General features: G+C 38.8%; 14 protein-coding genes, 1 tRNA gene and 1 pseudogene. 11 read left to right on the top strand and 5 right to left on the bottom strand.

Going from position 1 to position 25,289, the window contains the following annotated elements:
- The first annotated feature begins 153 nt into the window (after positions 1–153).
- The 9 genes from rpmI to ACFIKR_RS00895 all read left to right on the top strand — a co-directional run bounded on the left by rpmI (position 154) and on the right by ACFIKR_RS00895 (position 8,942).
- Positions 154–357, top strand: a complete 204-nt coding sequence (rpmI, locus tag ACFIKR_RS00935; protein WP_012754516.1) for a 50S ribosomal protein L35 — start codon at positions 154–156, stop codon at positions 355–357.
- 33 nt (positions 358–390) lie between these two features.
- Positions 391–792, top strand: coding sequence for a 50S ribosomal protein L20 (gene rplT / locus ACFIKR_RS00930; RefSeq protein ID WP_012754515.1), 402 nt, complete (start codon positions 391–393; stop codon positions 790–792).
- A gap of 94 nt (positions 793–886) precedes the next feature.
- The gene (gene pheS, locus ACFIKR_RS00925; protein ID WP_375658462.1) at positions 887–1,969 is read left to right on the top strand and encodes a phenylalanine--tRNA ligase subunit alpha; all 1,083 of its coding nucleotides are present in this window, start codon (positions 887–889) and stop codon (positions 1,967–1,969) included.
- Between the two features lie 32 nt (positions 1,970–2,001).
- Entirely contained in the window at positions 2,002–4,416 is a 2,415-nt protein-coding gene (pheT, locus tag ACFIKR_RS00920; RefSeq protein ID WP_375658461.1) for a phenylalanine--tRNA ligase subunit beta, read from the top strand.
- Between the two features lie 291 nt (positions 4,417–4,707).
- Entirely contained in the window at positions 4,708–5,616 is a 909-nt protein-coding gene (locus ACFIKR_RS00915) for a metal ABC transporter substrate-binding protein (RefSeq protein WP_375627965.1), read from the top strand.
- On the top strand, positions 5,613–6,443 hold the full coding sequence (locus ACFIKR_RS00910; protein ID WP_012754511.1) for a manganese/iron ABC transporter ATP-binding protein: 831 nt from the start codon (positions 5,613–5,615) through the stop codon (positions 6,441–6,443). The genes ACFIKR_RS00915 and ACFIKR_RS00910 overlap by 4 nt, the downstream gene beginning before the upstream one ends.
- Positions 6,440–7,306: a metal ABC transporter permease gene (locus ACFIKR_RS00905; protein WP_012754510.1), complete on the top strand. Its 867-nt coding sequence runs from the start codon at positions 6,440–6,442 to the stop codon at positions 7,304–7,306. Before ACFIKR_RS00910 ends, ACFIKR_RS00905 begins: the two co-directional genes overlap by 4 nt.
- Entirely contained in the window at positions 7,303–8,208 is a 906-nt protein-coding gene (locus tag ACFIKR_RS00900; RefSeq protein WP_012754509.1) for a metal ABC transporter permease, read from the top strand. The genes ACFIKR_RS00905 and ACFIKR_RS00900 overlap by 4 nt, the downstream gene beginning before the upstream one ends.
- Positions 8,209–8,555: 347 nt before the next feature.
- Positions 8,556–8,942, top strand: coding sequence for a YbaN family protein (locus ACFIKR_RS00895; RefSeq protein WP_375658460.1), 387 nt, complete (start codon positions 8,556–8,558; stop codon positions 8,940–8,942).
- Between the two features lie 1,512 nt (positions 8,943–10,454).
- Here ACFIKR_RS00895 and pncB read toward each other — a convergent pair.
- From pncB to aroA, 5 genes and pseudogenes are all read right to left on the bottom strand, one after another.
- Positions 10,455–11,759: a nicotinate phosphoribosyltransferase gene (pncB, locus tag ACFIKR_RS00890; protein WP_375658459.1), complete on the bottom strand. Its 1,305-nt coding sequence runs from the start codon at positions 11,757–11,759 to the stop codon at positions 10,455–10,457.
- 132 nt (positions 11,760–11,891) lie between these two features.
- A pseudogene (locus ACFIKR_RS00885) lies at positions 11,892–20,461 on the bottom strand (GH36-type glycosyl hydrolase domain-containing protein).
- 141 nt (positions 20,462–20,602) lie between these two features.
- A complete protein-coding gene (rpsA, locus tag ACFIKR_RS00880; protein ID WP_375658458.1) occupies positions 20,603–22,303 on the bottom strand; it encodes a 30S ribosomal protein S1 in 1,701 nt (566 codons plus the stop codon).
- Between the two features lie 131 nt (positions 22,304–22,434).
- On the bottom strand, positions 22,435–23,082 hold the full coding sequence (cmk, locus tag ACFIKR_RS00875; RefSeq protein WP_375658457.1) for a (d)CMP kinase: 648 nt from the start codon (positions 23,080–23,082) through the stop codon (positions 22,435–22,437).
- Entirely contained in the window at positions 23,079–24,407 is a 1,329-nt protein-coding gene (gene aroA, locus ACFIKR_RS00870; protein WP_375658456.1) for a 3-phosphoshikimate 1-carboxyvinyltransferase, read from the bottom strand. The genes cmk and aroA overlap by 4 nt, the downstream gene beginning before the upstream one ends.
- 187 nt (positions 24,408–24,594) lie before the next feature.
- On the opposite strand from aroA, the gene ACFIKR_RS00865 reads away from it, so the two are divergent.
- Both ACFIKR_RS00865 and ACFIKR_RS00860 read left to right on the top strand, forming a co-directional pair.
- A complete protein-coding gene (locus ACFIKR_RS00865) occupies positions 24,595–24,975 on the top strand; it encodes a TIGR02300 family protein (protein WP_375658455.1) in 381 nt (126 codons plus the stop codon).
- Between the two features lie 117 nt (positions 24,976–25,092).
- Positions 25,093–25,168 (top strand) — tRNA-Ala (locus ACFIKR_RS00860).
- Positions 25,169–25,289 lie beyond the last annotated feature (121 nt).

Below are 25,289 nucleotides of genomic sequence, written 5' to 3'. Positions count from 1 at the left end.
ACGGTCTTGCTATTTTGTGTATAGTGGCTTATGGAAACACTATTAGAACCGCCCGGCAGGGCATGCCGTGGCTGTTTAAATGCTTGTTCAAGCGTTGGTCCGCTTGAGTGAATAAAATATTTGATTGAATAAATTAATGTACGGAGTAGCAAAATGCCCAAGATGAAGACCAAATCATCCGCTAAAAAGCGGTTTAAAATCACTGCGTCAGGCAAAATTAAAGTAGCAGCTGCCGGTAAGCGCCACGGTATGATTAAGCGTTCGAATAAATTTATTCGCGATGCACGTGGAACAATGGTTTTGTGTGAACAAGATGCTAAAAAAGTCGTTCAGCATTATTTGCCGAATGGTGTTTAAACCTTACGCTTTTGATTTTGAGGAGATTATAATATGGCACGTGTGAAAAGAGGTGTGACAGCACACGCTAAGCACAAAAAAGTTCTTAAACAGGCTGAAGGTTTTTACGGTCGTCGTAAAAATACCATTCGTGCAGCTAAAGCAGCAGTTGATCGTTCAAAGCAATACGCTTATCGTGATCGCAAAAATAGGAAACGTACTTTCCGTGCTTTGTGGATTCAGAGAATTAATGCGGCTGTTCGCGCAGAAGGTTTAACTTATGGACGTTTTATTGATGGCTTATCAAAAGCCGGTATTGAGGTTGATCGTAAGGTTCTTTCAGATATAGCAATCCACGAAGCAGAAGCATTTTCTGCTTTAGTAGCTTCGGCAAAAAAGGCTTTGGAATATTTAAAAGATACGACACCTAATGCTTTTGAAGGCGCTGTCAAGTAAGCCAGTCGTGTTCTCTTAAAGCATTTATTTATTCGAGGTCCCGTGCTGGCTGTTGCGAGTGCGGGTTTTTTTTATTAAAAAAATAGGCAAAAATATGAACGATATTGAGCGTCTGGAACAAGAAATTTGTTTAGCCTTAGAGGCAGCGGGTGATGAACAGGCACTTGAAGCAGTGCGTATTGCAGCATTGGGTAAAAAAGGTAGCATCTCTGAAAAATTAAAAGCATTAGGGAAGATGGATGCTAGCGAGCGCCATAAAGTTGGACCAGTTCTTAATGGATTAAAAAATCGTATTTTAGAATTATGGACGCAAAAGCGTGATCTTCTGAAAAGACAGGCAATGGATGCCCGTCTTTCTCGTGAAACGGTTGATGTCACCTTGCCTGTTCGCTCTTCACCTATAGAACGAGGACGCATTCATCCTATTTCACAGGTGATTGAGGAAATTATTGCCATTTATACGAAGTTGGGTTTTTCTCTTGCAGAAGGACCTGATATTGAAACAGATTATTATAATTTTACGGCATTGAATTTTCCTGAAGGGCATCCAGCACGCGAAATGCATGATACCTTCTTTTTTGATGTCGATAAAATGGGAGAACGAAAGTTGTTGCGGACCCATACATCACCCGTACAAATTCGCACACTAGAAAAACAAAAAGCACCGATACGGATCATTATTCCTGGAAAAACTTACCGCATGGATTCGGATGCGACGCATTCGCCCATGTTCCATCAGGTAGAAGGTCTTGTCATTGATAAAACCTCCACCATTGCCCATATGATGTGGCTACATGAAACCTTTTGTAAAGCATTTTTTGAAGTTCCCTCTGTAAAAATGCGTTTTCGTCCTTCTTTTTTCCCTTTTACCGAACCATCTATGGAAGTGGATATTCAATGTGATCGTTCTGGTTCAGAAATAAAGTTCGGAGAAGGACAGGATTGGTTGGAAATTTTAGGATGCGGAATGGTGCATCCTCATGTATTGAAAAATGTTGGTTTAGATCCCGATGAATATCAAGGCTTTGCATGGGGAATGGGCATTGATCGTATTGCCATGTTGAAATACGGTATGCCTGATTTACGAGCTTTTTTTGATGCTGATCTGCGTTGGTTAGACCATTATGGCTTTCGTTGCTTTGATATGCCTGCTTTTTTTCCTAATAGAAATATGTGATCTTAGTCATCGCTTTCATGTGAGGTTTTAAAATGAAATTTACATTGTCGTGGTTAAAAGATCACTTAGAGACAGATGCATCTTTGGATGAAATTTGTGAGAAACTAACAGCTATAGGTCTTGAGGTTGATTACGTTGATGATCGGTCTTCTTTAAAAGGTTTTGTGATTGCAAAAGTTTTAACAGCAATAAAGCATCCTGATGCAGATAAACTCCAGATTCTGTCCGTCGATACAGGGACTTCTACACCTGTTCAAGTTGTCTGTGGAGCACCAAATGCGCGTGCAGGTCTTGTTGGTGTTCTGGCACTACCAGGCACTTATATTTCAGGACTCGATGCGACATTATCTGTAGGAAAAATCCGCGGTGTTGAAAGTTTTGGGATGATGTGTTCGCAAGCGGAGCTTGAATTATCAAATGAACATGACGGGATTATCGAACTTCCAGAAGATGCACCTATTGGAGATTCATTTGCAACTTATGCTGGTTTAGATGATCCGATCATTGATATTGGTTTGACCCCCAATCGCTCTGATTGTACAGGTGTTCGTGGTATTGCCCGTGATCTTGCTGCCGCTGGAATGGGAAAATTAAAAGAATTATCCTTGTCAAAATTTGAGCCTTCCTTTGAAACACCTCTCGATGTTTCATTAGATTTTTCGCAAGATTCATCATTATGTTTAGGTTTTGCTTGGCGTGAAGTGCGCAATGTTCAAAATGGTGCATCACCTCAGTGGATGCAACAGCGTTTGAATGCAATTGGTTTGAGACCGATTAATGCGCTTGTTGATATGACCAATTACATAAGTTTTGACCTTGGTCGTCCACTCCATGTTTTTGATGCAAATAAAATTAAAGGTAATTTGTGTGTACGTTGTGCTCGTGAGGGAGAACAGCTTCAAGCACTGAACGGAAAAATCTATCATTTGGGCGCTAAGAATTGTGCCATTGCAGATGAAGAGGGGATTGTTTCGATTGCCGGTATCATGGGCGGTGAAAGAACGAGTTGTGATGAGACAACACGTCGCGTTATTATTGAATCAGCGCTTTGGGATGCGCAAAGCATTGCACAAACAGGAAGAGCATTAGGTCTTATCAGTGATGCACGTTATCGATTTGAACGAGGTGTTGATCCGGCTTTTATAGAAACAGGGCTTGAGATTGCAACAGAATTGGTCTTACGTCTTTGTGGTGGTGAAGTATCTAAGAAGAGGATCGTTGGCTATCAGCAACAAGAAATCAAACAGATCGCTTTTCCTTTTTCTGAAATTAAACGTTTAACAAATTTGGAAATAGAACCTGAAAAAGTCATCTCTATTTTAACAAAACTTGGATTTTTCGTTGAAGGAAAAGGAGATGTCGTTACAGTAAAAGTACCATCATGGCGTCCTGATATTATGGGGAAAGCCGATTTGGTGGAAGAAGTCATGAGGATTTATGGGCTAGATAAAATTAAACCTATTCCTTTGGAAAACTCCGCAGAAGGAAAAGATCAAATTTTAACATGCGCACAAATTCGTTCACGTGCTACACGTTTGGCTTTAGTGCAACGTGGTATGAAAGAAGCGGTAACATGGTCTTTTATTTCTGAAAATCAAGCTCTTGCTTTTGGAGGAGGTCAAGAAGAGCTTAAATTGGTTAATCCTATTGCTGCTGATATGTCAATGATGCGTCCTTCCCTTTTACCTGGTTTGATTATGGCGGCACAGAGAAATGCTGATCGTGGTTTTTCCGATCTTGCTTTGTTTGAAGTTTCCAATATTTATGAAGGCGATACCCCTGATAAACAACACCGTGTTGTTAGTGGGATTCGTCGCGGAACAGAGCAATTTAAAGGGGCTGGTCGTTTTTGGAATGGAAATGCAACCGTCGTTGATGTTTTTGATGCCAAAGCAGATGCTTTAGCTATTTTAGAGGCATGCGATATGGATGTTGGGAAAGTGCAGATTGAAGTAGGAGCGCCCGATTGGTATCATCCTGGTCGTTCAGGTGTCATAAAACTTGGATCAAAGATTATTCTTGGTTTTTTTGGTGTTTTTCATCCTGCTACATTAGAAAAGTTAGATGTTAGTGGCCCTTTATGCGGCTTTGAAATTTTTCTAGACAGAATTCCAGAATCAAAGAAAAAAACGACCAAAAGCCGTCCTCCTTTGAAACTCTCACCTTTTCAAATGGTGCGGCGTGATTTTGCCTTTATAGCGGATAAAACTGTTGCCTCTTCTCTTATTATTCGTGCGGCAAGTGGAGCGGATAAAAAACTTATTCATTCAGTGCAGATTTTTGATATTTTTGAAGATTTAAGCTTTGGCGAAGATAAAAAATCTGTTGCGATTGAAGTAACTATTCAGCCCATAGAACGGACTCTAACAGATGAAGATTTAGAAAAGCTTGCCTTAAAGATCGTGGATAATGTTACTAAAATGACAGGTGCATATTTGCGCTACTGAGTATTTTCATTTTTTATGAGATATTTTACATGAAGTGGGAGCATTTTTGATGACTCCCTTTTTGTTTGGCATTCAAGAGTTATAGAGCTTCTTGAAAGCGGTGCTCCTTACCAAAACAAGCTGCTTAAATCATCAGTTTTTTCAATATGAAAAAAGCTGTTTTTAAACATCTTGAAAAGTTATTTTTTCTCTTAATCCTTCATTGCAAATGTAAAAGATAACTGCTATTGCTAAATGATAATGCGAATTATTTGCAATAAAAAGAAAGCATATAGAGGAAAGAGAGAATCAATGAACGTAAGAACGTTTTTCAGCATAGTTTTTGGAAGTGTTATTTTTTTTACACCCAATTTTGCTTTGTGTGCTGGTAAATTTAAAGCTGTTACGACATTCACCATCATTGCTGATATGGCACGCAATGTAGCAGGTGATGCCGCTGAGGTTGAATCCATTACAAAACCAGGTGCGGAAATTCATGAATATCAACCCACCCCACGCGATCTTATGCGTGCTCAGGGAGCTAACCTTGTATTGTGGAATGGATTAGAGTTAGAGCTTTGGTTTGAAAAGTTTTTTCAAAATATCAAGGATGTTCCAAGTGTTGTTGTTTCAAAAGGTATTGTACCCATTAAAATTGGTGAGGGCCCCTTTAGCGGTAAACCCAATCCTCATGCTTGGATGTCACCAACCTCTGCTTTGATTTACGTTGATAATATTCGCGATGCTTTTGTGAAATATGATCCTGAACATGCTGCTATTTATAAAGAGAATGCTGAAATTTATAAACAGAAAATTCGTGCAACGATTGATCCAATTAAGGCTGAATTAGAAGCCGTACCGCAAGATAAGCGTTGGCTTGTGACCAGTGAGGGGGCATTTAGCTATTTGGCGCGTGATTTTAATCTAAAAGAACTTTATTTATGGCCCATCAATGCTGACCAACAAGGAACACCACAGCAAGTCAAGCATGTTATTGATATGGTTCGCAAATACAATATTCATGCAGTTTTTTCTGAAAGCACTATTTCCCCTGCGCCTGCTAAGCAGGTTGCCAGAGAAACAGGGGCTAAATACGGTGGTGTTCTTTATGTTGATTCTTTAAGTGAGAAAAATGGTGAGGTACCCACTTATATTGATTTATTACGTGTCACGAGTGGGCGTATTAGCAATGCTTTATTAGAGGGAGTAAAAAGCCAATGACAGAATCTGGAATATTTGCCCAAGGAGTAACGGTAACTTATCGTAATGGACATACAGCTTTACGCGAAGTAAATTTTGAAAGTCCAAAGGGTTCTATTACGGCATTAGTTGGTGTTAATGGATCCGGTAAGTCAACGTTATTTAAAGCGATTATGGGGTTTGTACGCCCCTCAAAGGGAAAAATTCGCATGTTTGATTTGCCCGTTGATATAGCTTTGAAAAAAAACCTTATTGCTTATGTTCCTCAAAGTGAAGATGTTGATTGGAATTTTCCTGTCTTGGTCGAAGATGTTGTATTGATGGGGCGGTACGGTCATATGAATTTCTTTCGCTATGCCCGTACACAAGATTATGAAGCCGTTCGTATTGCCTTAGAACGCGTTGATATGTTGGCTTTTGCCAAGCGCCAGATTGGAGAACTTTCTGGTGGACAGAAAAAGCGCGTTTTCCTAGCACGCGCTCTTGCACAGAAAGCAAAAGCTATTTTATTAGATGAGCCATTTACAGGGGTTGACGTTACAACAGAAGATAAAATCATTGCTTTATTACAAGATCTTCGTAAAGAAGGAGCAGTGATCTTGGTTTCAACTCACAATTTGGGTTCTGTTCGCGAATTTTGTGATCATACAGTTTTAATAAAAGGAACCGTTTTAGCTTCTGGGTTAACAGAAAAAATCTTTACAAAGGAAAATCTGGAGAAAACTTTTGGAGGATCTTTGCACCACCATATTTTTGATCTTCAAAGCACAAAAAAAAATGATGTTTTCATAGGAAGAAAGCAGTCTGCAGTTTGTGAAGACATTGAAAGAGTGGAGCACGTTGCATGATTTCTTGGTTGCTTGAGCCACTGAGCTATCAATATATGGTGAATGCAATGTGGGTTTCTGGATTAGTTGGGTGTGTTTGTGCCTTTCTTTCAGCTTTTTTGATGTTAAAAGGTTGGTCATTAATTGGTGATGCTCTTTCCCATTCAATTGTTCCTGGTGTAGCAGGAGCTTATCTTTTAGGATTACCTTTTTCACTCGGCGCTTTTTTTTCTGGTGGTCTTGCAGCAGCAGCAATGCTCTTTTTTAACCACCGGACAAAACTGAAAGAAGATACCATTATTGGGCTCATTTTTTCTTCCTTTTTTGCCTTTGGGTTGTTTCTCAAATCGTTAAAACCAATGGCTGTTAATATTGATACGATTGTTTTGGGAAATATTTTAGCCGTTAGTTCATCAGATATTCTACAATTGGCTTTTATCGGCTTTTTTTCGTTACTTATATTGCTTTTGAAATGGAAAGATCTTCTTGTTTCGTTATTTGATGAAACGCATGCGCATGCCATTGGATTAAATGTAAAGTTTTTAAAGATTCTCTTTTTCACATTGCTTGCCGCTTGTACTGTTGCTGCTATGCAAACCGTTGGAGCGTTCTTAGTCATTTGTCTTGTTGTGACACCTGGGGCAACAGCCTATCTTTTAAGTGATCGTTTCGTGAATATCTTGGTTATTGCAGTTGTAATTGGAACATTCACAAGTGTCTTGGGTGTTTATGTGAGTTATTTTTTAAATGCACAAACGGGGGGGGTTGTTGTGCTTTTTCAAGCATCTTTATTTGTTTTGGCTTTTATTTTTGCTCCTAAACATGGGTATATTGCTGCGCGCTTACGCATAAATGCGGCAAAAAAGGGTGTAATATTATCATGATTGATCAATTACTACTTCCGTTTCAGTTTTCTTTTATGCTTAAGGGTATGCTTATTGTCATGATTCTTTCTATTCCCATGGCGATGCTTTCCTGTTTTCTTATTTTGAAAGGATGGGCGCTGTTAGGCGATGCCATTTCTCATGCAGTTTTTCCAGGTGTTGTTGTTGGTTATATGACAACACCATGGGTAATCGCATTTTTGACTTCTTTGCCATTTGCTTGGTTTCAACATATGCGTCCAGAGAATATTACAATGACTCTGATTACTTGCGGTGCTTTTGTTGCAGGAATGGTGTGTGCACTATTAACGGGTTTTTTAGGAAGCAATAGCCGTATCAAACAGGACACGGTGATGGGTGTGGTCTTTTCTTCGATGTTTGGTTTGGGGCTTGTTTTAGCCACGTCTATTTATAGTAGCTTAGATTTGAATCATATTCTATTTGGTAATCTTTTAGGTGTTAACTGGCTTGATATAACGCAGACGGCGATCATTTCTGCTGTTGTCACTTTTATTTTAGCAGCAAAATGGCGCGACTTTATGCTGTATATTTTTGATACAGTTCAAGGACATGCAATGGGGTTACCAATATCTCTACTTCACTATACCCTTCTAACGATGATTTCTCTTACAATTGTTGCGGCTTTGAAAGCTGTAGGTATCGTGCTCGTTATTTCTTTACTGATAGCACCAGGAGCAATTGCCTATCTTGTTACAAAGCGGTTTTCTTTTATGTTAATGATCGCGATACTTGTTGCAGCTTTTTCTGGTTTTTTAGGGATTTATCTCAGCTTATTTATTGGCTCTGATTCTGCTTCCACAATTGTGTTGATCTTGACGTTGATTTTTATGGCTATTTTCATGATGATTTTTTTTCGTCAAAACACAGTTCAAGAAACTTAAAAGTGTTAAAATTCATGCATATCAGCCATGCATTTTTATATATTGTTTCTCATTCCTATTTTAATTAGAGTCCGAGGTGCTAGGTTATTTTTCCTCCTAATGTCTAGCAAGTGGATGCGGTACATTTTCTCCCCCCAACGCTGCATTCTTAATTAAGAGGCTGCATTGATTTATTCTGCAGCCTTTTTGTTTTTTTATTTTCTAAAATCTCTTCTCTTTTCTTGAAATCATTTAAAATGATTAGCATATTGCGTAAGTTATTCGGTATTTTCAAGGAACTTATAACAGAAAAAACAGATACAATGTTTTTGTAGAGGGTTTTGCGTAGAGGAAAATAGTACGAGAGAATGAAAAAAGATTTGAAGATATCTCACCCTTTGCGTATCTGCTATTATATAGCAGGGTGGGCAATGGTTATATTAGGTATTATCGGTGTAGTATTACCTATTATGCCAACTGTGCCTTTTTTGTTAGTTGCCTCATGGTGTTTTACGCGTTCCTCTCCACGTTTTCATCAATGGTTGAATAATCATCGTATTTTTGGTCCCCCTATTAAGCGATGGGAAGAAAAAAAAGCAATCTCTCCATTCGTTAAAGTTTTTGCAATGATGAGTATGACAGGAGGATTTTTATCCTTTTTCGTAATGGTACACCCTCCTTTATGGATTTCCTTACTTGTTGCGGTTATATTATTGCTGATTGCTATTTATATTGTAACACGTCCATCTTCATAATGATAGAAAAAGCTTTATGAGATACTCTTTTTAGCTTCGACTTATTCGTAAAAACTATGAGGACTTTTAAGTTTTGAATATAAGCTCTCCATATCCAAAATGCATATGAAGTAGTAAGGTTTTTGAAAGCAATTAATTAATAATATGTTTGTGAAATGATTTTTATGAACAAAGAAGACTGTTTACGCACACTCAAAATGTTCTCACTTGGATAAACCACATTCATGGAAAAGAGTCATTATTTTTATAAGGCATGTTTGTATGAATCTCTACATATACATCATTGAAAAGTCATTGATATGATAGCCATTTCTTTCTAAAAAGACGTTTCGTTTGTTTTCATATCTCTTAATGAGGATATAATACAAAGCTTACTAAACATCATCATTTTATACTTATACAATTAAGAAGCCGGTCTATTGGTCTATTATATCAATCTTTAATGTTACATCTGTTCTTAGCTTAAGGATAATTCATAAGAAACAACAGAATTTTTCAGATGATTTTCTGCATACACGCATTCTTATTATAATATGCGAATAAATAAATTCTCTATCTTTGTATAAAGCTTATTCGAAATAAAAATATTATTGCATTCTCTGTTTTTTAATGAGGTCATGCCCCTCACGTAAAACAAAAGAGCTCCCAAATCATGTTATTTACACATTTATTTTAATGGAACATTTCTCAACGCTTTACGCATTTCATGATGGCAGACCATACATGGATAAAGTAAAATCTCCTGTAAAGTGTATAAAATCCATTTGAGCACCATCACCCTTGCCTTACAAATGCACACCGATAGTCACCGTGCTATTTGTCATCCTCCAATGTTGCCTTAGCAATTCCTAATGTTACAATTGTAGCTTTTCATTGGGTTTTGTATATTTTTACACTAAATTTTGTACCAATTTATTTTTTTTCAAAGAGTTTTAAAGATGTTCTCAAAGGAGGGCAAAGCCTTTTCTCATTTTTACTATAGAAACGCGCATTTAATGGTCAAAATTGTACATAAAAACAACAAATTACCACGTATTCCTACTTAATCCGATCTCTTCCCGCTTAGTACAAAACCTACTGTCGAGCTACACCAATAACCCTTAAAACTTGAAAACCTTCATACATACAAGGAGATGAGTGTGCTTGATTTAACAGGGTTGAAATGAGAAAAATTTATGATATTCGCGCACGCTCTTTCAACATGCAAAACAACAGTATCTTGTTATGCCGTATAACACCGTTATTTATGACAATGATATAAGGAAGCCTCCTTGGCTAAACTTCCTAGCAAGTTAAGTATTTTTTTAATGCGTAGTGAATATTTTTAAGTCTGATCTGTCGATCCTTATGTAAGTGAAGCGTATGCGTGGTAGCCCAAGTAGAATCTGCTCAAAAAACAGCCGAACTATTTACAGACCAGTAAAGGTTAAGAATCCTCATCCTTAGGGCAGAATAAAAATCAATCTTATAAACAATATGATGAATCAATATACTCGTTTAAAGAACCGGAAACTACGTCTTTATAGGTCTAGCAATTCGCTTTTTATTACCAAAAAAATTGAGATAACGTTGTACTTCTTTTGAATCACCGATCGTTTTTTCAGGATTATCTGAAAGCTTTACGGCTGGTCGACCATTGGCATAGGTCACCTTACAAACAAGGGAAAGAGCATCAAGAGTTTCGATTTCCTGAGGTGCACAGCCTGTAAAGTCATTGGTAAGATCCGTGCCCCATCCAAAACTCATGCGCACTCTACCATGGAAATGATGATAGGTTTTTTCAATTGTATTGACATCAAGAGCATCAGAAAAAATTAAAAGTTTTTCGCGTGGATCTTTTCCTTTTTCTTTCCACCATTGAATGATACGTTCGCCACCTTCAATAGGGGGCGCACTATCGGGTCTGAAACCCGTCCAATCAGCGACCCAATCTGGTGCATTGCGTAAAAATGCTTCTGTACCAAAGGTATCAGGTAAAACAATGAGAAGATTTCCACCATAATAACGGTTCCAATCTTGCAAGACTTGATACGGAGCTCTGCGTAATTCATCATCGTTGTTGCTGAGAGCCGCAATAACCATGGGCAATTCGTGTGCATTGGTTCCAAGAGCTTCTAAATCCGTATCCATAGCAAGAAGAACATTAGAAGTTCCTGTAAAAGAATTACCAATGCCTTCTTTTAATGCTTCCACACACCAGCGCTGCCATAAAAAAGAATGGCGACGCCTTGTCCCAAAGTCAGATATTTTAATATCAGGCAATTTTTTGAGACGTTCAACTTTACTCCACATTTTTGCTTTAGCACGCGCATAAAGTACATCAAGAGCAAAACGATCTAGTTTTTTGAGAGCTGCACGTGAACGTAATTCACTGATAATAGCAAGGGCTGGAATTTCCCACATAGAGCTATGAGCCCACGAACCATAAAAATGAAGAATATATTGGCCATCTTTGCGGGTTAGTTCATATTCTGGAAGTTGAAAATTCTCAAGCCACTGAAGAAAATCCGGTTCAAAAATTTGTTTGCGTCCATAAAATGTATTACCAGCAAGCCAAATCATTTCTTTTTTTGTAAAGCGTACACTAAGAGCATGATCAAGTTGAGCACGTAATTCACTCTCATCAACATCATCGGCAAGACGTATTGTTTTAGAGCGATTTATGAGGGAAAAAGTAACATTAACATTAGGATACAACCCCCAAATCATCTGTACCATAAGAAGCTTATAAAAATCCGTATCGAGAAGTGAACGAATAATGGGATCAAGTTTCCAAGTATGATTGTAAACACGTCTAGCAATATCCGGATGATTCATAACCTTTTTCTTTCAGTTTCATAAAATCTAAAATATTATGCACCAACACGGACAATATAGGCGGTGCAATATAACAACTCTACAGTTTTGGGCAAGAATAAAAAAGTCTACTCTCTTTTTCATCTTTCATCTCTAAGATTTAACAATACGTATAATTTCATGCTGACCTGTTTTGTGTAACTTTATCCCTGTATGAACTTCGGTATATTTTTTGCCATTAACATGAAGCATATTTTTAGATCCCCATTTTACTTTAATGGTATAAATGGCATCATAAAACTTCATTGTTGCTTCATATTTTGGCCAAATAGAGGGTAAATGTGGCTGTAAAAACAACAGATCTCCCTGACGCTGTATTCCAAGAATAGCTTGTGTTGCGGCGCGATAAAACCAACCGGCTGAGCCTGTATACCATGTCCAACCACCTTGACCACATCGTGGTTCAACAGAATAAATATCTGCGGCTATCACATAAGGTTCAACACGATAAATTTCAGGATCTTGTCCATGGGTAATTGGGTTTATCATAGAAAATAAAGCGTAAGCTTTATCGTTTTGTTCCATTTCAGCCAACGCAAAAATACTCCAAATGGCACCATGCGTGTATTGACCACCATTTTCTCGAATTCCTGGAGGATAACCTTTTATATAACCAGGCTCGAGCGTACTTTTATCAAAAGGCGGCCAAAAAAGGCGAATAAGTCCACCTTTTTTATCATAGAGATGTTCCAGCATTGATGTCATTGCTTGTTTTTGGTGTTCAAGCGATGCCATTTGAGAAATGACAGCCCAAGATTGAGCAATGGTATCAATTTGACATTCATCATTGATTTTAGAGCCAAGAGGTGTTCCATCATCAAAATAACCACGTCGATACCAAGCACCATCCCAACCGCTTTTCTCTAGGGATTTTGTTAAATGTTCAAGGTACGTACTCCATATTTGCATATGGCTATTGTCACCACGTTTTTTGGCTAACGAGATAAATGCTTGTAATGTGTACCCAAGAAACCATCCTAACCAAATACTTTCGCCTTTTCCTTCCACACCTACCAAATTCATGCCATCATTCCAATCCCCACCTAAAATAAGAGGGAGACCATGGGGTCCGCAGCGTTTAATGGCAAGGTCTAAAGCTAAAGCACAATGTTCATAAACTGTTGCAACCTTTGAGGATTGGATAGGTTGAAAATAAGCATCCTGTTGCCCACTTTTGAGAACATCACCTTCAATAAAAGGAATGAGCGTATCAAGAAAAGCGTCATCACCAGTGGTAGTGACATAAAGAGCTGTTGCATATGCAAGCCAAACGATATCATCAGAAATGTATGTACGAACACCAGCATTTGTGTCAGGCAACCACCAATGTTGCACATCACCTTCAAGAAATTGGTGCGCTGCTGCATTTAATAATTGTTCACGTGCTAATTGTGGTTCCAGCAATAACAAAGACAGGCTATCTTGTAACTGGTCACGAAAACCAAATGCACCACTCGCTTGGTAAAAGCCTGCGCGTGCCATGATGCGGCATGCGTAGATTTGATAAGGAAGCCAATGGTTGACCATAAGATTAAAAGAAGCGTCAGGTGTTTTGACTTGGAAAGGAGAAACAAAATCACTCCATTGCTGTTTTTGTTTTGTGAGCAAAATTTCAAAATCACTTGCATGTACTTGATTGAGTAATTTTTCAGCTTCTTGCCTATTTTCAGCACTGCCAAGATAGAAGATGATTTCTTTTGTTTGCCCTGGTTGAAGATCAATATCATAGGCGAATGCTGAACAAGGATCACATCCTGCTTCAATGGTATTCGAAAGAGTACCAGCTTTACGGATCGCATTTGGACGTGTTACAGTTCCCGTTGCACCAATAAATTCAGCGCGATTGGTCGTAGTGCTGGTTGGACTTTCGGATGCTGATAAAAATGTAACTTGTTGAGATTTCTCGATATGATAGGGATTTTGAATAAAATGTGCACCCCTTTTGTCCTCATAAGAGGAAATAATGAAGGGGGCATATTTTGTACGGGTATTTCCCAAAACCCATTCAACATAATTATAAAGGCGTAAACTGCGTGGTTTTTTCCCTTCATTCGTGAGGGTAAGACGTGAAAAGCGAATAGGTTTTTCCGGATCAAGTGTATGAGTCAGTTCTAATGCAATTTCTGAATGTGTCGATTTAAAAGTTGAAAATCCAAAACCATGACAAGCCTCATAGACAATATTTTCATCACATTCTACAGCAGAAACGGGTGAAAAACGTTTTAAAGACTGGCGATCAACCAGATAAAGTGCTTCTCCTGGCCGGTTAGATGTTGGATCATTTGCCCAAGGAGTTAATTTATAATCGCGGCTATTATTAACCCAAGTAAAAATTGCACCTTCAGCAGAGACATGAAAACCAAATTTGTGGTTAGCGATGATGTTAATCCACGGGTGCGGTGTAGTTGTACGTCCATGAAGACGTATTACATAATGGTTATACTGGTTAAAACCACCGTAACCATTCCAATATTTTAGATCTTCTCCATTTATGGGAAAAGAGGAGGGTTTTTGTTGGCTAATAAGACCAATGGAAGCAAAAAAATTTTGTTCAGTTTGTGTTGTAACTTGCCTTCCTTCGTTATACTTTGGAGAATCTAATTGATCATGCAATTCATGATAATTTTTATGAACTGTAAGATCAAAATCACTTTCATCAAGTCGTTTAAGCTGTTCAGATAAAGAGCCATTTTGGGCATCAAGAATGATGCGCGCTGATGCAAGAAGCGTTTTAAAACTCTGTTCACTCATTTGATCGCGTCGAAGCATGAAAATATGTTGGCGTTCATCTGCTTTTTGCGTGTGGTGATAATAAGATTCACAGACCCACTCAAGAGCGCGTTGTGTATTTTGTATGTAGGAAAATGTTTGTTCATTAAGAATGACCAAATCAACAATGAGTCCGCGCATACGCCAATATTCATGTGCTTTAAGGAGCTCGCGCAGTACAGAGATATTTCCCTCGTTATTTAACCTAAGAAGACAGAGTGGATTGTCTCCTGAGATAGACATGGGCCAAAGATCAGACTGTTTTCCTAGCGTTTTTGCTAATATTTCAGAAGGAAGACGCCATGTTCGATCAAGGTAGATAAGCGGTGTTGCATATTTTTGATAGACAATAGCCTCTTTAAGCTGGGTTCCGCTCTGATACAGTGCGACTTGTGAGCGCGTCCATGCCATTGAAAGTTCTTTTTGAAACATATCAGGTTGTCGATAATGTTTAATATGATTATTTAGCGCTTCTTTTGTATGAGCAGCAAAAGTCCAAAAAATAAGTTCTGCTTTTTCATGGGCTGAAATTTTTATACGGCATCGCAATGACATAACAGGATCAAGAACACAACCTTGACTGTTACTGAAACGAGCATTTCGGTCAAATGCAGCGGGCCGATGAATGGATCGCCCCCGACCAATAAACAGAGAGCGATCTGTTTCAGCTTCTGTCTCTTGGAGAATGTCTGTTGTACTAGAGACAAAATGGGCAACATAGATTTCAGGATCGCTAGGTGAGCGTTTGCGCCTTTTGGCAAAAATTGTTTTACCTTCCTCAGCAATTTCGGTCTCTATAAACATACGGGAAAAAACAGGATGAGCTTGGTCTGTATCCATTGTGGCAAGCGCCAATTCACCATAAGAAGTCACTTCAATGAGGCGCTCTTTATTTGTCCTATTCATCAGTTGAATACGTCTACCTTCGCCACATCCTTCAGATGTAATAAGACATTCAAGCGTTGATTTTATACCATCAACCATTTTTGTATATTCAGCCTTTTCATCTGTAAAAATGCTGACAGCTTCTTCTTCAATAACACGTGTTGGCTCACCAGTAACAGACCACCACCGACCACTATGCGTATCGCGTAAGAAGAATAAAGTACCTTGTTGATCTTCTGTTGCATCAGGAATAAAGCGCGTAATCGCATAATCGTGCCACCGACTGTAACCAGAACCATTCGCTGTTAACATGGTAAAATAAAAGCCATTAGACAAAAGTAACGTTTCTCGTGGTTTGAGCAACGGGTTTGTAATAATGCGCAAAGGAGCGGCGTCAAATGCTTGAGACTTATTGCGCATACGATTAACAGCTTTGGTATGAATAATAGGAATGAGATGAGGCGCTCTTTCCTGTAACAGCAATTGCGTTGCTTCAATAATGGGATCACGGTGAAAACGGTCACGCATTCGCCCTTGAAAAATAACATTGTTAAGAGCAAGGATAGACATGCCATGATGGTGCGCATAATAATTGCGTACAACAGCGTATTTTTCCCCTGTTTTCACGCGTGAAGGGGTAAAATCGACAGAGTCATAATAACCATATGTTCCTAAAGCTCCAAGATCACGGAGTCGTTTTAAATTAGCGACAGTGCAAGCAGGAGCATATTGTGCCGCTAGAAGGCTGGCATAGGGAGCAATGACAGCATTGCGTGAAAGACCACGTTGGAGTCCGAGGTTTGGAACACCAAAATGAGCGTATTGGTAATTCATTAAATGATCGCGAGCGTTAAATGCGGCCTCTGAAATACCCCATGGCAATTCCCGTTTATGGGCATATTGTATTTGACAACGAATAATCAATCGATTTGTTTGATCTAGGAGAGATCCTAAAGGTTCATGCATTACGAGAGATGGCATAAGATATTCGAACATCGATCCAGACCATGATAGGAGCGCACCTTTCCAACCTATGGGCACGAGGAGTCGACCAAGACGAAACCAATGTTTAAGTTTTATGTCTCCTTTTGCGATAGCAAAAAAACTTGCAAGACGTGCTTCTGAAGCAAGTAGATCATAACAATTTTCATCGAGTTTGTTTTCTTGAACACGATATCCAATGGATAAGAGATGCCGTTTAGGCTGTTCTAAAAAGTCAAATTTCATATCAAAGGCTATTTGCCGTGCCACTATAGCCAACCTGTTTAGTTTTTTACGTAATTTTTCAGGATCACAATGAGCAGTCGCATCATGATGATAAGCGTTACAGGTATCGATAAGGCATTTAGCCCAAGAAAGCGCACGAGCAGATTCTATCGTTTGAATTTTGTGGTCAAGTTCACCGACTAAGTGCACAATATCGTGGGCTGCAAGTGAAAGGTCTATGATGTCAGAAGGGATCGTATTTTCTTGTTCTACAAAAGTGAGGACAGAGTCATGAAAACGAGTGATGTTTTTTTCGATTTTTTGGCGTAAAGAGCGTAAACTGGGTTGATGATCTGGAATTTCTTTGACAGTTTCTTTAAGAATAGCAAGAACATCCGATAAGCCTTCCCGATCACTTTGAAAAAAAAGAGGCGGTTTTTCAGCCCATTCACTTAAGGCAGAAGAGAGTGTTACCAAATGACCGGCAAGATTTCCTGAATCAACGGTTGATACATAAGTAGGTAAAAGAGGCCTAAGTGTATCCGTTTCATACCAATTATAGAGATGACCACGGAACTTTTCCATTTTTGTAAGAGAGCGTAATGTACATTCAATACGGGTAATGGTCTCTTCAAAACCAATCCAGCCAAAATCACGTGCAGCAATAATAGAAAGGAGATAAACGCCAATATTCGTAGGAGATGTACGTTGAGCAACAAGAGGTTCAGGATCTTCTTGAAAATTATCGGGAGGCAAATAGTTGTTTTGTGCATTGACAAAGGTTGTATAATAAAGCCATGTCCGCCGTGCAATAGAGCGAAGTTTTTTTTCATCTTTTGAAGAAAGATCAAGGCTATCTTGAAAGGTTGAAGGTTGACTCACAATCCAAGCAATGAAGGGTGAAAAAAACCATGCTATCCCAAAAGGAAAAGCAATCAAGCTTGCAAAACTATCAGAAAAAAGAGAAAGTGCTACAGTAAGGACACCAATAAGCGATGCTGGTGCCATTGTAAAAACATAAAAACGCAAACTATTGGGCATTGATTTTGTTGCGGCAGAAGTTTTCCATTCAAGAAGATGCTGTTTTGAAATCGTCATACGATAGAGTGTACGAATAATCGCATCGGTCATAAAATACGCCGAATGAGCAAGAAACGTTGTTTTAAGAAATATATCAGCGCTTGTAAGAGCAGTTTTATTCCAAATTAATTGAAAATGTCCACGCAAAGAATGATCTATATTGGACGAGACAAGCGTTTTTAATACACATAGAATGGGAGAAATGAAGGAGCTAAACAACAAGAATATTTGCCAGACGATTGCACTCTTGAAAGACAAAAAAGTCCATCCTACAAATGCTGCGACTAACCACATAAGTGGAGTAAGAGAACGACGTAAATTATCCTGCATTTTCCAACGCGTCACGGAACTTATTTGACGGTGGAAAAAAAGATAAGGCAAAAGCTGCCAATCACCGCGAATCCAGCGATGATAACGCATAACATCAATATTATAAGCGGTTGGATAGTCTTCAATGACTTCTATGCTACTTACCAGAGCAGTACGAGCATAACCTCCTTCTAAGAGATCATGACTAAGAATAGTATTTTCTTTAATTTTGCCATCAAGCGCTTGTTCAAATGCATCAATATTATAAAGACCTTTACCGATAAAGGTACCTTCTCCTAAAAGATCTTGATAAGTATCAGAAACGGCAAAAACATAAGGATCAATGCCACGGTTGATAGAAAAAACCCGTTGGAGAATTGATGTTTTTTTTCCTGTTGTAAGAGAAGGAATAATGCGTGGTTGTAAAACGCTATAGCCTTTTACAACCTTTCCACTTTGCGGATCAAAAATGGGATGATTGAGTGGATGGTTAAGCTTTCCAACAAGTTTCGCGACGCTCTCTGGAGTAAGACGTGTATCACAATCCAGCGTCATAACAAAACGGCAATCCATAGGAAGGTGTGGATTGGGAGGATAAAAGCTTGTGTTTTTATCGCCTCTTAAGAGCCGGTTGAGTTCATGAAGTTTTCCTCGCTTTCGTTCCCATCCCATCCAACATTTTTCGCTTGTATTATAAAGGCGTCGGCGATGTAAAAGGAAAAAAAGAGGAAGTTCATCACGATGATAACGACTATTGAGTTTATCAATACTCTTTTGCGCATAGTGCAATAAATCAAGATCATCTTGCGTTTCTCTCAATGGAGCATCCACCCAATCTGTAATGAGCGCAAAATGAATGGCACCTTTAGGATTGGAAAGATAGTGCACTTCAAGATTGCGTACTTGTTCATCAATATCATCGCGTGATGTCATCAAAGTAGGTACAACAACCATTGTCCGTGCATGTTTTGGAATACCTTCTTTATATTCATAGCCAATGAGTTGTCTTGATGGGACAAACCATGAAACAACAGTGTTAAATAAAGCAAAAGCAGCATCGATAGCAGGAAAAAGCGCTAATACAGTAAAGCAAAAAGACATCCATGATGTCATACCAGATATTTGTAAAAGGGCGTAAATTACAAGCAAAAGAGCGAGCGTCAGAAAAGAGACAGGAATGGCGATGACTCTCAATTTTGAGCAACAGGAAGCTCGTGTCCATTTTATGAGAAAGGGCGGGATATATCCACAAGCCTTTTCAAATATGCCACGACCATCATCAACAAGGTACCACCCCACACAAGAATGATGAGGCATATCTTTAGAAGTGGAATTTGCCATTTCTACAACTTTATGTGCAATTTCCAGCTCACTAAGAGGCGAAAAGCGTGCAACTTTTTCAATGACTTGTCGATAAATATTGCGTGAGTGAGAATCAATTTCAGAAAAATCACTATTTTTACGCAAAATAGAATCGACACAACTCACTGTTTCAAACCATGCTGTCCAATCAACATCATCTATAGCTTTAAGAGCACGGATAATATTTCCCATGGTCACACCATCTGCTGCTTGTCGGGTATGTTCATCAGCTGTTGCAATCTCTAAGCTACTCCCTTGGCTTTTCAATTGCTTTTCAAGCCAAGTTAATACTACGGTTGAATCGACAGATGCACTGCGCAGGCGATAGAATAAATGTGCTGAAAACGTTGGATCAACAGTAAATGGTTTATACTGCGTAAAGAGAGAGTGTAGATTTGTTTTATTTTCTACAAGAGAAATTTTATCAGCCACTTGACTAGCAAGATGGCGCATATGTCGCGCTTTTTCGATACGTACTGAAAGACGACGGACATTTTCAATGAGCAGCATTTGCATAACAGAAGGAAGAGCCCACAATTCACCAATTGTGAGCGCACAAACTTCTTGAAATCCATTGGTCATAGCAGTGAGTGTTTCTTGTGAAAAGCTGCTATCGGTATGCGCAATATAAAGCCAAGTTAAAGCAAAAATTCGTGGTATTCCCGCTTTGTATGTAGAAAGAGGAAGTTGCTTTATGAAGGACTTGGGTAGATTACGACGTAGCTTTTGTATAGTTTTATCAATGGTGTAATGATTATCAATGAGCCATTGAGCAGACGGTGCGATGGTCTCATCATTTCGGGCAGCAAAATCACTGGTATGAAAAGCATTAAGAATAAGTTTAGCATTTTCATTCAATCTCTTGCGAAAATCTTCTACTCCTTCATACTCAGGGAGTAAAATTTCTTTACCAGAAGCTATATCATGCCCTAAGTTATAAAGATCTTCCTGTACCTTATAAATTGCACGAAGAGGAAAATCCGTATTAATAAAATGGTTTTTTTCTCTTTTTGAGAAAAAAACCATTTTATGAAAGGTATTATGCACGTCATAATGTCCCATTGTTATTCAATTACATCGTTTTTTATTTAAATTGTAAGCATTTATAATTTTTGACGCAATAATTAGAAAATAAAAAGGTCACTCCTAAAATGAGTGACCTTAATAACACCGTCAACTTTAATGATTGATGATTAATCTTGTTCTTGTTTTTTCAAAGCTGCACCAAGAATATCACCAAGAGAAGCACCTGAGTCTGTAGAACCATATTGTGCAACTGCTTCTTTTTCCTCTGCAATTTCTAAAGCTTTAATCGATACTGAAATTTTACGTGTTTTTTTATCAAATGCTGTGATGCGAGCATCAACCTTTTGCCCAATTGCGAAACGCTCAGGACGTTGCTCATCACGATCACGCGCGAGATCAGCACGCCGAATGGTTGTCTCAAGTTTGTGGTCAATCAATTTCACACCAATGTCATTGTCGTTAACAGCAATCACTTCGCATGTTACAACAGCACCTTTTCGTAATTCGCCAGAAGCAGCTGCTTCTCCAACTTTATCGCTGGAAAGCTGCTTAATCCCAAGAGAAATGCGCTCTTTTTCAATGTCAACATCAAGGACTACAGCTTTAACGATATCGCCTTTATTGTAAGTATCAATGACTTGTTCACCAGGACGGTTCCAATCAAGATCAGACAAATGAACCATACCGTCAACATCGCCTTCAAGCCCAATAAACAGACCAAATTCTGTTTTATTTTTAACCTCTCCTTCAATTTGCGAATTGACAGGAAATTTATTGGCAAAAGCTTCCCATGGATTTTCAAATGTTTGCTTTAAGCCAAGAGAAATACGCCGTTTAGAAGGATCAATCTCAAGAACAACCACTTCTACTTCTTGTGATGTAGACAGAATTTTCCCAGGATGAACATTTTTCTTCGTCCAGCTCATTTCAGAAACATGGATCAGCCCTTCGATTCCTGGCTCAATTTCAACAAAACCACCGTAATCAGTAATGTTGGTGACAGCACCCGTAATTTTTTTACCAATCGGATACCGAACACTGATGCTTTCCCAAGGATCACTTTCAAGCTGTTTCATTCCAAGAGAAATACGGTGCGTATCTTGATTGATGCGAATAATCTGAACTTTAATCGTTTGACCAATCGTGAGGACTTCAGATGGGTGGTTAACACGCCGCCATGCCATATCTGTAACGTGCAAGAGACCATCAATCCCACCAAGATCAACAAAGGCACCATAATCTGTGATATTTTTCACCACACCTTCAACGATTTGGTTTTCTTCAAGATTTTGTACAATTTCTGAACGTTGCTCGGCGCGACTTTCTTCTAAAACAGTACGACGTGAGACCACAATATTACCACGACGACGGTCCATCTTCAAGATTTCAAAGGACTGAGAATTATGCATGAGAGGTGAAACATCACGAATAGGACGAATATCAACTTGGCTGCGCGGCAAAAAAGCAACGGCACCATCAAGATCGACTGTAAAACCACCTTTTACTTGGCTAAAGATCACTCCATCAACGCGTGCACCAGCATTGAATTTCTCCTCCAAACGGACCCAACTTTCTTCGCGCCGTGCTTTTTCACGCGATAAAACAGCTTCACCCATCGCATTTTCAATGCGTTCAATGTAAACCTCAACTTCATCGCCAACTTGCAAAGAACCGTCTTTTGCTTTAGCTCCAAATTCTTTGAGAGGAATACGTCCTTCGACTTTAAGACCAGCATCAATAATGGCCATGTCTTTTTCGATTGCAATAACACGACCTTTAACAACAGATCCTTCATTAAGATCATTGGTTTGAAAAGATTCTGTTAAAAGGGCTTCAAAATCCGCTGTTGTGGGATTGTATTGTGACATAAGAACTCCTAATATATACCTTGTGTTATAAGGTATGAGCGCTAGGTTAGTGTTAACATAAGCAACTCCCCGCCTTTTTCCTTGAATAAAGGAAAAAAGTTAGCGCTAGGCTGGAAGTCACCTTAACGAATTTATCCAATTATATGCATTTTTATGATTGGATCAATAAAACTACATGCAATTTCAAATGTTGCTTCTATACTCAATTCTGACGTATCAAGCAAGTGGGTGTTTTTTGCTGGTTTTAGTGGACTTTGTTTACGGGTTATATCGCGACTGTCGCGCTGTTCAAGTTGAGCTAGGATTTCATGATAATTTGCTTGAACCCCCTTTTTTAAAATCTCCTGGTAGCGACGTTTGGCGCGCGTTTGAACATTGGCTAAAACATAAAACTTGATATCGGCATCAGGACAAACAATAGTTCCGATATCACGTCCATCAAGCACACAGCCAGGCAAAACTTTAGCAAAGTTGCGTTGTTTTTCGACAAGAATTTTGCGTACAGCAGGGTTAATCGCTATTTTTGAAGCCGCTTCACCAAGTTCATGAGAAGAAAGAAGGGCAGAATTTAAGGTATTAAAATCAAGTTCTTTAGCATAAATAATAGCATTTTTTTCATCATTAAGAGCCAAATTTTGTTGTAAAAGCGTATGAGCAACACTACGATAAGTAAGACCAGTATCAAGATGGCGAAGACGATAATGTGCAGCAATTTTGCGTGCTAAGGTTCCTTTGCCTGAGGCTGCAGGTCCATCAATGGCAATAACAAAAGGCTTCAAGCAATTTTCCCCCCAAGTTGTTTTATAAAAGGAATAAATTCTGGAAAGCTCGTAGCGATCATTCGTTTATCATCAATGGTAACAGGTTTTTCTGATATAAGCCCAAAAATGAGAAAACACATAGCAATTCGATGATCAAGATGTGTGGAGACATGTCCACCACCCAAACCTTTGGCAGAACCTTTCCCATAAACAATAAGAAAATCTTGACCTTCTTCACAGTCTACGCAATTAATTTCGAGTCCTTGAGCAACAGCAGACAGTCGATCTGATTCTTTTACACGCAATTCTTCGATTCCTAACATCACTGTTTTGCCTTCTGCAAAGGCTGCTGCTACTGCCAAAGCAGGATATTCATCAATCATTGATGGAGCACGTTCTTTGGGCACCGTAACACCTCTAAGAACCGATGATTTTATCCGCAGATCAGCAACATCCTCTCCACCCGTTTGACGTCGGTTCAAAAATTCAATTTGAGCACCCATTTCCCACAATATTTCGATAAGTCCTATTCGAGAATTATTTATCAAAACATTTTCAATGGTGATATCAGAGTCTTCTACAAGAAGGGCTGCGATAATTAGAAAAGCAGCAGAAGAAGGATCACCCGGAATATGAATCGTTTGTCCAGTAAGATGGGGTTGACCGTTAAGATGAATCAAACGCGCACCTTCATTATCTTTTTCTATTTCAAGTTGTGCACCGAATGCTTTTAACATTTTTTCCGTATGGTCTCGTGTCAGAACTGGTTCAATAACAGTTGTAATGCCGGCGGTATTGAGTCCAGCAAGCAGGACTGCTGATTTAATTTGGGAAGAAGCTATTGGAACACGGTAACGAATCGGATTAGCCATTTTCGGACCATAAAGCGTTAAAGGAAGGTGATCGTCGTGCGTTGCTTCAATTTCAACCCCCATGAGACGCAGTGGATCAAGGATACGTCCCATTGGACGTTTAGAGAGAGAAGCATCACCAATAAAGGTTGTTTTCATATGATATGAACCAACCATTCCCATAACCAAACGAGCACCTGTTCCAGCGTTTCCAAAGTCTAAAGGTTTTTGTGCAGCTAAAAGGCAACCATTTCCTGTTCCTCGTATGGTCCAGAAGCCATCTTTTTTAATAATACAGGCACCCATAGCTTGCATAGCAGCGGCTGTATTGAGTACATCAGCGCTTTCAAGTAATCCATGAATATGTGTCTCACCACTTGCTAATCCTCCCAATATAAGAGAGCGATGAGAGATTGATTTATCTCCTGGTATTTTAATTTTTCCAGAGAGGCTATTCGATTTATAGGTGGTTATAGGGATTGCTTTTTGCATGGAAATTCTATTTAATTCTGTCTAACTTTTATGAAATTGTGCATCCTTTAGCACATGCTTTAAAAGACGTCATGAAAAAATCACTGTGAAACAGTGTATTTATCTTTGACAAAGGCATTATTTTTCGATTAAGCACCATAAAATTTATCTTTTAATGGAATAATAGTTAATCAAAGAGGCACGGTTTATGGCAAAACAAGAACTTGGAACTAAACGTGTTGATCCAGAAACAGGAAAAAAATTTTACGATCTAAATCGCGATCCTATTGTGTCGCCCTATACAGGAATTTCTTATCCGCGTTCTTACTTTGAAGTTGCAGCAGCTGAGGCAAACAATGAGGAAGATGTTGATACTGAAGAGCTTGATACAGCACTTGAAAAATCTGCTTTTATGCTTCTTGAAGAGGATGATGAGGATTCTAAAGATGACGATCTTCCTGATTTAGAAGATAGTGATGTAGATCTTGGTGATGACGATGATACATTTTTATCTCATGATGATGACGATGAAGATGATGACGTTACTGATATTCTCGGAGGCGGTGTTTCTAATGATGACGATGCTTAAGAGAAGTAAAAGAGGACATCTTTTCCATTGAATGTAAATTCTTCTTGATCTTCAATTTTGATCGTTCTAGAAAAGCTGAAATTGTATACTTTCCTTTTGGGAAAAATTGTTTTTATAGGGGCTATAGCTCAGCTGGGAGAGCGCTTGCATGGCATGCAAGAGGTCAGCGGTTCGATCCCGCTTAGCTCCACCAAAAGGACCAGCTATTCTATCAAGGGAATCAATTATAATAGAGAATGTGTGCATCAATTTAAAAGATTTATGTGCATTTAATCATCATTCCAATAGCGCCTGTTTCTTGCGTTTTAATGATA

Source organism: Bartonella sp. MR30HLJHH (assembly GCF_042194195.1).
GTDB classification, from domain to species: Bacteria; Pseudomonadota; Alphaproteobacteria; order Rhizobiales; family Rhizobiaceae; genus Bartonella; species Bartonella grahamii.
This window is presented reverse-complemented; position numbering and strand designations above follow the sequence as displayed.

Bases quoted from the DNA above. Each gene is read 5' to 3' on its own strand.
- rpmI (WP_012754516.1), top strand. From the start codon at position 154: ATGCCCAAGATGAAGACCAAATCATCCGCTAAAAAGCGGTTTAAAATC.
- rplT (WP_012754515.1), top strand. From the start codon at position 391: ATGGCACGTGTGAAAAGAGGTGTGACAGCACACGCTAAGCACAAAAAA.
- pheS (WP_375658462.1), top strand. From the start codon at position 887: ATGAACGATATTGAGCGTCTGGAACAAGAAATTTGTTTAGCCTTAGAG.
- pheT (WP_375658461.1), top strand. From the start codon at position 2,002: ATGAAATTTACATTGTCGTGGTTAAAAGATCACTTAGAGACAGATGCA.
- ACFIKR_RS00915 (WP_375627965.1), top strand. From the start codon at position 4,708: ATGAACGTAAGAACGTTTTTCAGCATAGTTTTTGGAAGTGTTATTTTT.
- ACFIKR_RS00910 (WP_012754511.1), top strand. From the start codon at position 5,613: ATGACAGAATCTGGAATATTTGCCCAAGGAGTAACGGTAACTTATCGT.
- ACFIKR_RS00905 (WP_012754510.1), top strand. From the start codon at position 6,440: ATGATTTCTTGGTTGCTTGAGCCACTGAGCTATCAATATATGGTGAAT.
- ACFIKR_RS00900 (WP_012754509.1), top strand. From the start codon at position 7,303: ATGATTGATCAATTACTACTTCCGTTTCAGTTTTCTTTTATGCTTAAG.
- ACFIKR_RS00895 (WP_375658460.1), top strand. From the start codon at position 8,556: ATGAAAAAAGATTTGAAGATATCTCACCCTTTGCGTATCTGCTATTAT.
- pncB (WP_375658459.1), bottom strand. From the start codon at position 11,759: ATGAATCATCCGGATATTGCTAGACGTGTTTACAATCATACTTGGAAA.
- rpsA (WP_375658458.1), bottom strand. From the start codon at position 22,303: ATGTCACAATACAATCCCACAACAGCGGATTTTGAAGCCCTTTTAACA.
- aroA (WP_375658456.1), bottom strand. From the start codon at position 24,407: ATGCAAAAAGCAATCCCTATAACCACCTATAAATCGAATAGCCTCTCT.
- ACFIKR_RS00865 (WP_375658455.1), top strand. From the start codon at position 24,595: ATGGCAAAACAAGAACTTGGAACTAAACGTGTTGATCCAGAAACAGGA.